This is a genomic window from Pseudomonas sp. PLB05, assembly GCF_021106615.1.
In the GTDB taxonomy this organism is placed as follows: domain Bacteria; phylum Pseudomonadota; class Gammaproteobacteria; order Pseudomonadales; family Pseudomonadaceae; genus Chryseomonas; species Chryseomonas benzopyrenica.
Genome location: NZ_JAJOHO010000002.1, coordinates 384,545 through 395,999, shown reverse-complemented (window position 1 = coordinate 395,999; position 11,455 = coordinate 384,545). Strand labels below are relative to the sequence as shown.

Genomic DNA, 11,455 nt, shown 5'->3' with positions numbered 1-11,455 from the left:
ATGGCCGGCATCGGCTTCGAACTGCGCAAGATCCTCGCGCGCGACTCCTACACCGCCACCCTGCGCGCCTATGTCTATGCCGGCCTGATCAGTTCGGGCCCCTGGGTGCTGTCGATCATCAGCGTCATGCTGATCGGCGTGCTAGCCACAGGCATCGTCACCCCCAGCGTGCTGATCCGCCAGTTTCTGGTCACGGTGACCTACCTCATGGCCAGTTCGTTGATCCTCACCGGCGGTTTGCAGCTGTATTTCACCCGCTTCGTCTCGGATCGACTGTTCGAAGAGAAGCAGACCAGCATCCTGCCCAATCTGGTGGGCATCCTGCTGCTGGTGACCCTGGTCGCCGGCGGCCTGGGCTTCCTGCTGCTGGCCACCCTGTTCGACCAGCCCTTCGCCTACCGGCTGCTGGTGCTGGCCAACTTCGTCACGCTATGCGATCTCTGGCTGGTGATCATCTTCCTGTCCGGGATGAAGGCCTACAACCGCATCCTGGTGGTGATGACCCTGGGCTACGCCATCATGATCGCCGCCGCCTTCGTACTGCGCTTCCTGGGCATGGACGGCCTGCTGATGGCCCTGCTGCTGGGTCACGCCGCCCTGCTGTTCATGTTTCTCTACGACATCATCCGCGAATACCCGGCCAATCGCCTGGTGGCCTTCGACTTCCTCGACCGCAAGCAGATCTTCATAAGCCTGCTGGTCACCGGGCTGTTCTACAACCTGGGCATCTGGGTCGACAAATTCGTCTTCTGGTTCAATCCGCTGACCTCCGATGCCGTCATCGGCCCCCTGCGCGCCTCCATCCTCTACGATCTGCCAATCTTTCTCGCCTACCTCGCCATCATCCCCGGCATGGCGGTGTTCCTGGTGCGCATCGAGACCGACTTCGCCGAGTGGTACGAGCGGGTGTTCAACGCCGTGCGCGGCGGCGAGACCCTGCAGCACATCAGCCAGCTCAAGGAACAGATGATCCTGGCCATCCGCCAGGGCCTGCTGGAGATCTGCAAGGTCCAGGGTCTGACCCTGGTGCTGGTGTTCCTGCTGGCGCCGCAGTTGCTGGCCTGGCTCGGCATGTCGCACTACTACCTGCCGCTGTTCTACATCGACGTGGTGGGGGTGAGCATCCAGGTGGTGTTCATGGCGCTGCTCAACGTCTTCTTCTACCTGGACCGGCGCGACACCGTGCTGATGCTCTGCACCCTGTTTCTCGGCCTCAACCTGGCGCTGACCCTGCTCAGCATCGAGCTGGGCCCGAGCTTCTTCGGCTATGGCTTCACCGTCTCCCTGGCCTGCTGCGTGCTGCTCGGCCTGCACCGCCTGGACCGGGTGCTGGACGACCTGGAATACGACACCTTCATGCTCCGGCACTGAGGTGCCGCTGGCACCGGACGAACGGTGTGACCCGCTCCTGCTGCAGGCGTCCAACACAGCTCACCCCTGCAGGACCCTGCCATGAATACCGCCGCCTTGCGCCTCGTGATCCAGACCACCCAGGTGCGCGCTCGGGACAGTGGCGAGGCCAGCCGTACCTTCGCCGACCAGGCGGCGCGCACCGCCAGCGCCGATGCCACGCGCGGTCCGGCCCTGGAGCGCTTCGCCAGCGCCTATGTCGACAAGGTGCCCGATGCCTTGGAAGCCCTGCTGTTGCAGGCACGGGCGGTGGCCTTCGAGGCGCCCCTGGCCGGAGTGCTGGAACGCGCCCTGGCCGGTTTCGCCCCGGCGGCCCTGGCCCAGGCGCCGTCCGCCAGCCTGGCGCTGCTGGCCGCGGCCTATCGCCTCCATCGCCTGCTCGAAGGCCTCCAGGAACGCCTCGCCGCCTGGTGGGGTGCCGCCCGCGAACCGGCCGCGCCCAGCCTGGGCAATCTCATCGCCCACCAGGTGCTGGGGCAGCTCACCGTCGCCGCCCTGGAAGACGCCGTGGACGGCTGGCTCGACGACCTGGACGCCAGTGTCGCGGCGCCGCTCACCCAGCAGTGCTTTCAGCCACGGCAACGGCGCGGCGCCCTGGCCACGGCGCGACCCGCCCTGACCTTGAGTCGGCAACGCCAGCGCAGCGTTCGATAAAACGCACGTTTCGGCGCCTTTGGCGGCCGACTGTCAAATATATTGATAACCCTCCCGGGCCGGTTTAGGGTGGCTGCTCACCGCCAACAGCGAGGAGTCACCCATGAGCTTGCCCAGCCGCGCCGAGTGGGAGCAGCGCTTCCAAGGTCTCACCCTGGAAGGTCGCGCCTTCATCGACGGCGCCTATGTCGATGCCGCCGCCGGCGCCACCTTCGATTGCCTGAGTCCGGTGGACGGACGCTTCCTCGCCAAGGTCGCCCGCTGTGACGCCGCCGATGCCGACCTGGCCGTGGCCGCCGCCCGCGCCGCCTTCCAGAAAGGCACCTGGGCGCACCTGGCGCCGGCCCAGCGCAAGCGGGTGCTGATCCGCTTCGCCGACCTGCTGCTGGCCAATGCCGAAGAGCTGGCGCTGCTGGAAACCCTGGACATGGGCAAGCCCATCGCCGACGCCTTCACTATCGACGTACCCGGCTCGGCCAATGCCATCCGCTGGAGCGCCGAGGCCATAGACAAGCTCTACGACGAGGTCGCCCCGACGCCCCATGATCAGCTCGGCCTGGTCACCCGCGAGCCGGTCGGCGTGGTCGCCGCCGTGGTGCCCTGGAACTTCCCGCTGATGATGGCCTGCTGGAAACTCGGTCCGGCGCTGGCCACCGGAAACTCGGTGGTGCTCAAGCCCTCGGAGAAGTCGCCGCTGACCGCCATCCGCGTCGCCCAACTGGCCCAGCAGGCGGGCATCCCCGCCGGCGTGTTCAACGTGCTGCCGGGCTACGGCCATGAGGTCGGCAAGGCCCTGGGCCTGCACCCGGACGTCGACACCATCGTCTTCACCGGCTCCACCCGGGTCGCCAAGCAGCTGCTGGCCTATTCCGGCGAATCCAACATGAAGCGGGTCTGGCTGGAAGCCGGTGGCAAGAGCCCCAACATCGTCTTCGCCGATGCGCCCGATCTCAAGGACGCCGCCGCGGCCGCCGCCAGCGGCATCGCCTTCAACCAGGGCGAGGTCTGCACCGCCGGTTCGCGCCTGCTGGTGGAGCGTTCCATCAAGGAAGAATTCCTGCCGCTGGTGATCGAGGCGCTCAAGGGCTGGAAGCCCGGCCATGCGCTGGATCCGGAGACCAATGTCGGGGCCCTGGTGGACACCACCCAGCTGGAAACCGTGCTGCGCTACATCGAGGCCGGCCATGCCGAAGGCGCCACCCTGGTGGCCGGTGGCAAGCGCACCCTGGAAGAGACCGGCGGCGTCTATGTCGAGCCGACCATCTTCGACGGCGTGAGCAACGCCATGAAGATCGCCCGGGAAGAGATCTTCGGCCCGGTGCTCTCGGTGATCACCTTCGACACCGCCGAGGAAGCCGTGCAGATCGCCAACGATACCCAATACGGCCTGGCCGCGGCGGTCTGGACCCGCGACATCTCCAAGGCCCACAAGACCGCCCGCGCCCTGCGCGCCGGCAGTGTCTGGGTCAACCAGTACGACGGCGGCGACATGACCGCCCCCTTCGGCGGCTTCAAGCAGTCCGGCAACGGTCGCGACAAGTCCCTGCACGCCTTCGACAAGTACACCGAGCTCAAGGCGACCTGGATCAAGCTGTAAGCGTGCAGGAGGCCGGCCCAGCCTGGACCGGCCTCGCGCCTTTCCTCACGACGGGAGCGAAGCAAGCACGCCCCTGACGCGCTGCTGGACAGCCGTCGCGCATCAGCCAGCAGCCTCTTCGATGGGTAACGGACGCGGCGCTAGCCGGGTCGATAGCACCACCGCCGTCTCGGTCCGTCCATAGGGATCGAATACCGCGAGGGTGCGCTCCAAGTCGGTCAACGAGGGTGCCACCACCTTGAGCACGAAGGCCGCCTCGCCGGTGACATGGAAGGCTTCCCGCACTTCGGGCATGTCGGCCAACAGGGCCTCGATACGCGGATAGCGCTCGGCCGGCACGAACAGACGGATCAGGGCAGTGATGGGATAGCCTACGGCATGGCTGTCGATTTCCGTCCGATAGCCATGGATCACCCCCCGCTCTTCCAACCGTCGGAGACGCTCCGCCAAGGCTGGACTGGATAGCCCCACCCGCCGGCTCAGTTCGGCGAGACTGAGCCGTGCATTCGTCTGCAACTCCCTGAGTAGACGCCGATCGAGACGATCCAACGACTTACCCATCGACGAACCTCCATTCCTTCGGTTTGCCCCACAGCATACCTGCGAAAGGCCATGGAGCCGCGGCCTGCCAGATTGCCAGACTGGCTTCCTTCATCCGGGAGGAACGCCTCATGGTCGTCATGCAAGGAATGTTGTTGGGGATCGCCATCGCCGCGCCAGTGGGTCCGATCAGCCTGGTGTGCATGCAGCGCAGCCTCACTGGTGGCTTCGGCGCCGGCCTGAGGTTCGGTGTGGGTATCGCCCTGGCCGATGGCCTCTTTGCCGTGGCTGGAGCCTTAGGCGCCACCGCCCTGGCGACCTTGTTCGGCACCCTGCAGCCCTGGCTGCAACGTCTAGCAGCGTTCTATCTGGGCTATTTGGGCTGGCGTACCTGGCACGCTGCGCGAGCAACGGCGCCAGCCCAGGCACCGACGCCCGGCGGCTACCGGGAGATCGCCACGGGCTTCTCACTGACCTTGGCCAATCCCCTGACCATCGTCAGCTTCGCCACCCTGTTCATGGGTCTACCACCGAGCGCGCCCTCGCTGAGCAGCCAACTGAACCTAGCCGCCGGCCTGTTCCTCGGCTCCCTGCTCTGGTGGCTAGCGCTGGCAGGGCTCTGCGGCAGTCTGAAACGGACGCTGAAACCCCTCTGGCGGCGCAACATCGACCTGCTGGCAGCGCTGGCATTGGCCGGCCTGGGACTGCTCGTCCTGCTGCGCAGCTTTTGAGCAGACTCTGTTGGCCGGCTCAGCCCAGCAGATCCACCAGCAGGTCGTCATGCCGACGCTGCTGGCGATCCAGGCGCAGCTGGCGGGTGCGGAAGATCGATTTGAGGTCTTCCAGGGCACTGGCGAAGTCATCGTTGATGATCAGGTAGTCGTACTCGACATAGTGGCTCATCTCGCTGACCGCCTCGCGCATGCGCCGCTCGATGATCTCGGCGCTGTCCTGGCCGCGATTGTCCAGACGTTGGCGCAGCGCCGCCTGGCTGGGCGGCAGGATGAAGATCGACTGGGCGTGGGGCAGCTTGCGACGGACCTGCTGGGCGCCCTGCCAGTCGATCTCCAGGATCAGGTCGTGACCCTCGGCGAGGTCACGCTCCAGGGCGGCCTGGGAGGTCCCGTAATAGTTGCCGAACACCTCGGCGTGTTCGAGAAAATCGCCGTGCTCGAGCAGGTTGGTAAAGGTCGCGCAATCGACGAAGTGGTAGTTCACCCCGTCGGTTTCGCCTGGGCGCATGGCGCGGGTGGTGTGGGAGACCGACAAGCGGATGTCGGGCAGGGCGTCCAGCAGGGCCTTGACCAGGCTGGTCTTGCCGGCGCCGGAGGGCGCGGAAACGATATAGAGGGTGCCGGGAAGGGCTGTCATGGAGGTTCGCCTATTCGATGTTCTGCACTTGCTCACGCATCTGTTCGATGAGCACCTTGAGATTGATGGCCGCCTGGGAGGCGCGGGCGTCGATGGCCTTGGAGCCCAGGGTGTTGGCCTCGCGATTGAGTTCCTGCATGAGGAAATCCAGCCGCCGACCAGCCGCGCTACTGCCCGCCAGGACCCGCCGTACCTCGGCCACATGGGTCTCCAGGCGATCCAGCTCCTCGGCCACGTCGCTCTTTTGCGCCAGCAGCACCAGTTCCTGCTCCAGTCGCGCCGGTTCGAATTCGACGCCCGCCTCGGCGCAGCGCTCGAGGATACGCCGGCGCTGCAGGGCCAGCAGCTCGGGCAGCAGCGTCCTGAGCGTCGTCACCTCCGCCAGCACCTGGACCAGCCGCTCCTCGATCAGGCGCGCCAGTTCGCGTCCCTCGCGCTGCCGGCCTTCGAGCAACTCATCCAGGGCCGCCTCGAACAGCGCCAGGGTCTGGGCCCCGAGTTCGGCGTCATCCACCTCGGCGCCTGCCAGCACCCCCGGCCAGGCCAGCACGGCCAGGGGATCGAGCTTGGCCGGCCGGGCGATCAGCGCCGCGACATCTTCAGCGGCCGCCACCAGTTGCGCGGCCCGGCGGGCGTCTACGCGCAGGACCGCGTCTTCGTCGCGCGCCTCGCGCAACACGCACTCCACCTTACCCCGCGACAACCGTCGGCGCAGCGCCTCGCGCACACCGGATTCGAGCTCGCGAAAGGTCTCCGGCAGCCGCAGGTGCGGCTCCAGGTAGCGGTGATTGACCGAGCGCAGCTCCCAGCTCAGGGTGCCCTGGGGCCCCGGTCGCTCGATCCGGGCGAACGCCGTCATGCTATGCACCATGGCAGGATCCTCGTCTGACGATGCGTGGATCTGGGGCGATCCAGAGCGCCCACGCATGTAAAACGCACGATTCTAGCGCACCTGATCGGAGCGACCCAATGCATCCGTGTCGCATGAGCCGGACGCTCTCTATACTATGGACCTGATACCCATGCCTTACAGGAAGCCCGCAATGAAGCGTCCCAGTGGCCGCGCCGCCGATCAGCTGCGCCCCATCCGCATCACCCGTCAGTACACCAAGCACGCCGAGGGTTCGGTTCTGGTGGAATTCGGCGATACCAAGGTGATCTGCACCGCCAGCGTCGAGGCCGGGGTGCCGCGCTTTCTCAAGGGCAAGGGCCAGGGCTGGCTCACCGCCGAATACGGCATGCTGCCCCGCGCCACCGGCGAGCGGAATCAGCGTGAAGCCGCCAAGGGCAAGCAGGGTGGTCGCACCCTGGAAATCCAGCGGCTGATCGGTCGTTCGCTGCGCGCCGCCGTGGACCTGTCCAAGCTGGGCGAGAACACCATCTACATCGACTGCGACGTGATCCAGGCCGATGGCGGCACCCGCACCGCCTCGGTGACCGGCGCCTGCGTGGCCCTGGTCGATGCCCTGGGCGCGCTCAAGCGCCGCGGCAACCTCAAGGGCAATCCGCTCAAGCAGATGGTGGCCGCCATCTCCGTGGGCATCTACCAGGGCACCCCGGTGCTCGACCTGGACTACCTGGAAGACTCCGCCGCCGAGACCGATCTCAACGTGATCATGACCGATGCCGGCGGTTTCATCGAAGTTCAGGGCACCGCCGAGGGCGCGCCCTTCCAGCCGGCCGAACTCAACGCCATGCTCGAACTGGCCCAGGGCGGTCTGCGCGACCTGTTCGAGCTCCAGCAAGCCGCCCTGCGCGGCGAGTAACGAAAAGGGTCAAGCCATGCACGATCTCGTCCCCGCCCCCAGCGCCGAAGCCCGGCGCTGGGCCATGCTCTGCCACTACGCCGCCTTCCTGGGCTTCGTGGTGCCCTTCATCGGTAACGTCATAGGTCCGCTGGTGGTCTGGCAGTTCAAGCGCGAGGACGATCCCTTCATCGACCGCCAGGGCAAGGAGGCGCTGAACTTCCAGCTCACCGTCACCCTGCTGCACATGATCTGCTGGCTGCTGGTGTGGGTGCTGATCGGCTTTCCGCTGATGCTGCTGGTGGCCTGCGTGGCCTTCGTGCTGACGGTGATCGCCGGCATCAAGGCCAACCAGGGCCGCGACTACCGCTATCCCCTGACCTGGCGGATGGTTAATTAACGAGCTTTTTGTGGCCTGCTTCTGATATCCGCGCTGAGGATTTCCGGTCGGTCTGTCGTCGTTTGACAGGCGCCGGAAGCCCTCCGCTATCATCCCCCGCGTCTTGCTTTCTTTACCTGTCGTCCGTGGCCGTTTCTGACCGCCATGGGCGGTAGCGTGCCTGCCTTTCGCTGGCAGACCTCATCCAGCCCAGGGACCACGCCAAGGTGGCGAACCCTCTGCTGGTTACCCCTTTCGCGCTTTTCACGTCAGCGCAGCGGGCCACCCATGGCCGGCTGTTTCGGCATCAACACAGGGATGATGATCATGTCGGCCGTAGTCGCCCCCCCGCAATCGGCGTTCCAGCAGGCTTTGTCCTGGCGCTACTCGACCCTCGCGGTCTGGACCGCCATCTCGCTGCTGTTCGTCGAGACCTTTTCCGGCGCCCTGCGCTATTACCTCGACATGGCCGGCGCCTCGGCGCTGATCTACCTCCCCAAGATCGCCTGCCTGGCGCTCTTCGCCCTGCAACTGGCCACCGCCAAGCTGCCGCGCATCCTCTGGGTGGCCCTGCTCAGCATCCCGGCCTATGCGGCCCTGGCCCTGCTGCACGGCGCCAGTATCAACAACGTCTTCTTCTCGCTGTTCGTCTACAGCCCGCTGCTGTTCGGCCTGCTCTGCGGCCGTGAGTTGCTGGAACAGCGGCGCCTGCTCGGCCGGGTGGTCCTGGGCCTGCTGATCGCCTCGCTCATCGGCATCCTGCTGGACAAGTACACCTCGGTCCCCTGGAAGGGCTACAGCTACACCCTGGGTGGCAACGACATCGCCGGCAACACCAACTGGATGGCGGGCGAGGCCGACCGCATCGCCGGCTTCGCCCGCGTGTCCAACGTGCTGGCAGCCCTGATCGCCGTCTACTGCCTCTATCTCTCCTACTTCGCGCGCTCCTACACGCTCTGGCTGCTGATGGCCCTGACCGGTCTCTTCGGCATCCTGCTGACCACCAGCAAGGCCCCCGCTGCCGCCTTCGCCTTCACCCTGGTGCTGATGCTGGGCCGTCGCTTCCAGTGGTCCACCTACCTGCTGCTGCTGCTCGGCGTGGTCGGTGGCCTGCTGCTGCCGATCCTCAGCCTGATCCGCGACTTCGATCCCCACGTGGTCACCAGCGACAGCGGCCTGGCCTCCTTCTACGACCGTCTGGTCAACACCTGGCCCAACGTCGTGGAGGTCATGAGCGAGCCCGGCTGGACCCTGACCGGTGCCGGCTTCGGCATGTTCGGCAGCACCATGGCCGCCTTCCCCGTGCCGGGCATGGACCTGATGGTCAACTGCGACAGCAGCGTGGTCTATCTCTGGTGCGTGTTCGGCGTGGTCGGCATCGCCCTCTACTGCCTGCAACTGCCGCTGTTCATCCGCCTGCACCTGAGCCGCGATCGCGAAAGCCACACCCTGCTGGCCATCGCCTTCTGCCTCTGCCTGATCGGCTGGACCACCGACCTCTTCGAGATCGGCGTGGCCAACCTCTTCATCGGTATCACCCTGGGCTATCTGCTGCTCAAGCCCAAGACCGATCCCGGCCTGCACCTGGTCCGCCCGGCACCGGAAACCCTGGCCCCCCACGCCTAGCCCGACGCCCCTCTCCCGCCTTCCCCTTGCCGCCCGGATGCCGCTCATGGACTTCAGGAAAGATATCAATGGGCTGCGCGCGATCGCCGTGATCGCCGTCGTCCTCTTCCACTTCAATGCCGACTGGCTACCGGGCGGTTTCGCCGGGGTCGACGTCTTCTTCGTCATCTCCGGCTTCCTGATCACCGGGATCATCTTTCGCGCCCTCGAACAGCAGCGCTTCCGCCTGTCCGCCTTCTATCTGTCCCGCGTCCGCCGCATCGTGCCGGCGCTGGCGGTGCTCTGCGCCGTACTGCTGATCGCCGGCTGGTTCTTCCTGCTGCCCAACGCCTATGGCGAACTGGGCAAGCACGTGGCGAGCAGCCTGGGCTTCGTCTCCAACCTGGTCTACTGGAAGGAAGCCGGCTACTTCACCGCGGCCGCCCATGAGAAATGGCTGCTGCACACCTGGTCGCTGTCGGTGGAATGGCAGTTCTACCTGATCTATCCGCTGGTGCTGGTGCTGCTGTCCAAGGTGGTATCGCTCAAGACCCTGCGGGTGCTGATCCTGCTCGCCACCGCGGTCGGCTTCGCCTTCGCCGTCACTGCCTCGCTGCTTTGGCCGGAAGCGGCTTTCTATCTGCTGCCGACCCGCGCCTGGGAGCTGATGGTGGGTGGCGCCGCCTATCTCTTCCCGCTGCAGCTCGCCGCCCGCTCGCGCCGGCTGCTGGAAGGCGCGGGGCTGATCGCCCTGGCGGTGGGTTTCCTGACGCTCGCCGAAGGCGATGTCTGGCCAGGCTACTTGGCGCTGATCCCGGTGCTCGGCACCGCCGCCATCATCCTGGCCGCACGCCAGGATTCGCTGGTCACCGGCAACGGCTTCTCCCAGTGGACCGGCACCCTCTCCTATTCGCTCTACCTCTGGCACTGGCCGGTGGTAGTGTTCATGAGCTATGCCGGCCTGCTCGACCAGACGCCGCACCTGCTGCTGGGCATCGCCGCCTCCTTCGCCCTGGGCTGGGCCTCCTACACCCTGGTGGAAACCCGCGCCTTGCGCCGGAAGGGCCAGAGCGGTGCGGCCCTGGCCACCGGCACCGGACTGCTCGCCACCCTGTTCCTCAGCGCCGGCGCGGTGAATGCCACCGACGGCGCCATCACCCCACTGCGCAGCATCAGCCAGTCGGATCGCGCGCAATTCGTCCAGGAGTACCTGGATCGCCAGAAGAATCTCCATGATCTCTACTGGCTCAAGTGCGACGCCTATTCGGCCTTTACCCAGCGTCATCAGGACGCCATCGACCCCAGCTGCACCCATGCCCAGGGCAAGGGCGGCCTCTTCGTCTGGGGCGACTCCCATGCCCAGGCGCTGTCCTTTGGCTTGCGCAGCCTGCTGCCGGCCGGCCTGCCCTACTACCAGGTGGCCTCGGCAAGCTGCAAACCACGCCTTACCGACGACCTGGGACGGCAGACCGAGACGCGGGTGACCTGCAACTACTCCAACCGCACCGCCCTGGAAGCCATTCAGCGCCTGCGCCCGGACGTGGTGGTCATGGCGCAGAAGGCCGATCATGAAAAGACCGACTGGAAGGCCATCACCGAGCGCCTGCACAGCTATGGCGTCAAGCGCATCGTGCTGCTCGGCCCCGTTCCCCAGTGGAGTCCGTCACTGCCCAGCGTCATCGCCATCCGCCATTGGGGCTCCACCGATGACCACATCGCCGACTCCGCCCTGGATCGCCATGTCCTCGCCACCGACCAGGCCATGCGCCAGGCCAGGCTCCCGGCGGGGCTGGAGTACATCTCCCTGGTGCAACACCTCTGCGTCGAGGATGCCTGTCGGGTAAGGGCCGCGGATGGCCGTACCCTGCTGCAGATCGACGATGGCCACCTGAGCGACAAGGGCTCACTGTTCATCGTCGGTCACTATCTGCTGCCGAGCCTGCAACTGACGCCGGCCACCGCCCAGCGCTAGTGTGGTGTTTCAGAAGTTCGCGCAAGAATTGGCGCGTGATTTTTTGGCCTGGGCCAGGCGCCGCGACGAGTCATAGCAGGGCTATGGCGAGGAGTGGCAACGCAGTCCTGGCCGAAAAAGCGCTGCCAAAATTGTGTAGATAACTTCTGAAACACCACACTAGTTTCCAGGCGCCACGAAAA

Annotated in this window: 11 protein-coding genes; 8 read left to right on the top strand and 3 right to left on the bottom strand. The window is 66.1% G+C overall.

Going from position 1 to position 11,455, the window contains the following annotated elements; translation table 11 throughout:
* The 3 genes from pelG to LRS53_RS08515 all read left to right on the top strand — a co-directional run bounded on the left by pelG (position 1) and on the right by LRS53_RS08515 (position 3,661).
* Positions 1-1,371 (top strand): exopolysaccharide Pel transporter PelG, encoded by a 1,371-nt coding sequence (gene pelG / locus LRS53_RS08525; RefSeq protein WP_231355627.1) that lies wholly within the window; start codon positions 1-3, stop codon positions 1,369-1,371.
* An 81-nt stretch (positions 1,372-1,452) separates the two neighbouring features.
* Positions 1,453-2,064 (top strand): hypothetical protein, encoded by a 612-nt coding sequence (locus tag LRS53_RS08520; protein WP_017639350.1) that lies wholly within the window; start codon positions 1,453-1,455, stop codon positions 2,062-2,064.
* Between the two features lie 103 nt (positions 2,065-2,167).
* Positions 2,168-3,661 carry an aldehyde dehydrogenase gene (locus LRS53_RS08515; protein ID WP_160922064.1) on the top strand — a complete coding sequence of 498 codons (1,494 nt, stop codon included), beginning with the start codon at positions 2,168-2,170 and terminating at the stop codon, positions 3,659-3,661.
* A 102-nt stretch (positions 3,662-3,763) separates the two neighbouring features.
* On the opposite strand, the gene LRS53_RS08510 is transcribed toward LRS53_RS08515, so the two are convergent.
* On the bottom strand, positions 3,764-4,222 hold the full coding sequence (locus LRS53_RS08510) for an Lrp/AsnC family transcriptional regulator (RefSeq protein WP_231355626.1): 459 nt from the start codon (positions 4,220-4,222) through the stop codon (positions 3,764-3,766).
* A 110-nt stretch (positions 4,223-4,332) separates the two neighbouring features.
* Here LRS53_RS08510 and LRS53_RS08505 point away from each other — a divergent pair, with 110 nt between their 5' ends.
* Complete coding sequence (locus LRS53_RS08505; protein WP_231355625.1) at positions 4,333-4,932, top strand: LysE family translocator; 600 nt, start codon at positions 4,333-4,335, stop codon at positions 4,930-4,932.
* Between the two features lie 19 nt (positions 4,933-4,951).
* Here LRS53_RS08505 and gmk read toward each other — a convergent pair whose 3' ends face one another.
* Both gmk and LRS53_RS08495 read right to left on the bottom strand, forming a co-directional pair.
* Entirely contained in the window at positions 4,952-5,572 is a 621-nt protein-coding gene (gene gmk / locus LRS53_RS08500; protein WP_133860406.1) for a guanylate kinase, read from the bottom strand.
* A gap of 10 nt (positions 5,573-5,582) precedes the next feature.
* Positions 5,583-6,443, bottom strand: coding sequence for a YicC/YloC family endoribonuclease (locus LRS53_RS08495; protein WP_231355624.1), 861 nt, complete (start codon positions 6,441-6,443; stop codon positions 5,583-5,585).
* 172 nt (positions 6,444-6,615) lie between these two features.
* On the opposite strand from LRS53_RS08495, the gene rph reads away from it, so the two are divergent.
* From rph to LRS53_RS08475, 4 genes are all read left to right on the top strand, one after another.
* A complete protein-coding gene (gene rph, locus LRS53_RS08490; protein ID WP_017639344.1) occupies positions 6,616-7,338 on the top strand; it encodes a ribonuclease PH in 723 nt (240 codons plus the stop codon).
* Positions 7,339-7,354: 16 nt separating this feature from the next.
* A complete protein-coding gene (locus LRS53_RS08485) occupies positions 7,355-7,717 on the top strand; it encodes a DUF4870 domain-containing protein (protein WP_017639343.1) in 363 nt (120 codons plus the stop codon).
* Between the two features lie 306 nt (positions 7,718-8,023).
* Positions 8,024-9,322 (top strand): membrane protein, encoded by a 1,299-nt coding sequence (locus LRS53_RS08480; protein WP_017639342.1) that lies wholly within the window; start codon positions 8,024-8,026, stop codon positions 9,320-9,322.
* 46 nt (positions 9,323-9,368) lie between these two features.
* On the top strand, positions 9,369-11,273 hold the full coding sequence (locus tag LRS53_RS08475; RefSeq protein ID WP_231355623.1) for an acyltransferase family protein: 1,905 nt from the start codon (positions 9,369-9,371) through the stop codon (positions 11,271-11,273).
* Positions 11,274-11,455 lie beyond the last annotated feature (182 nt).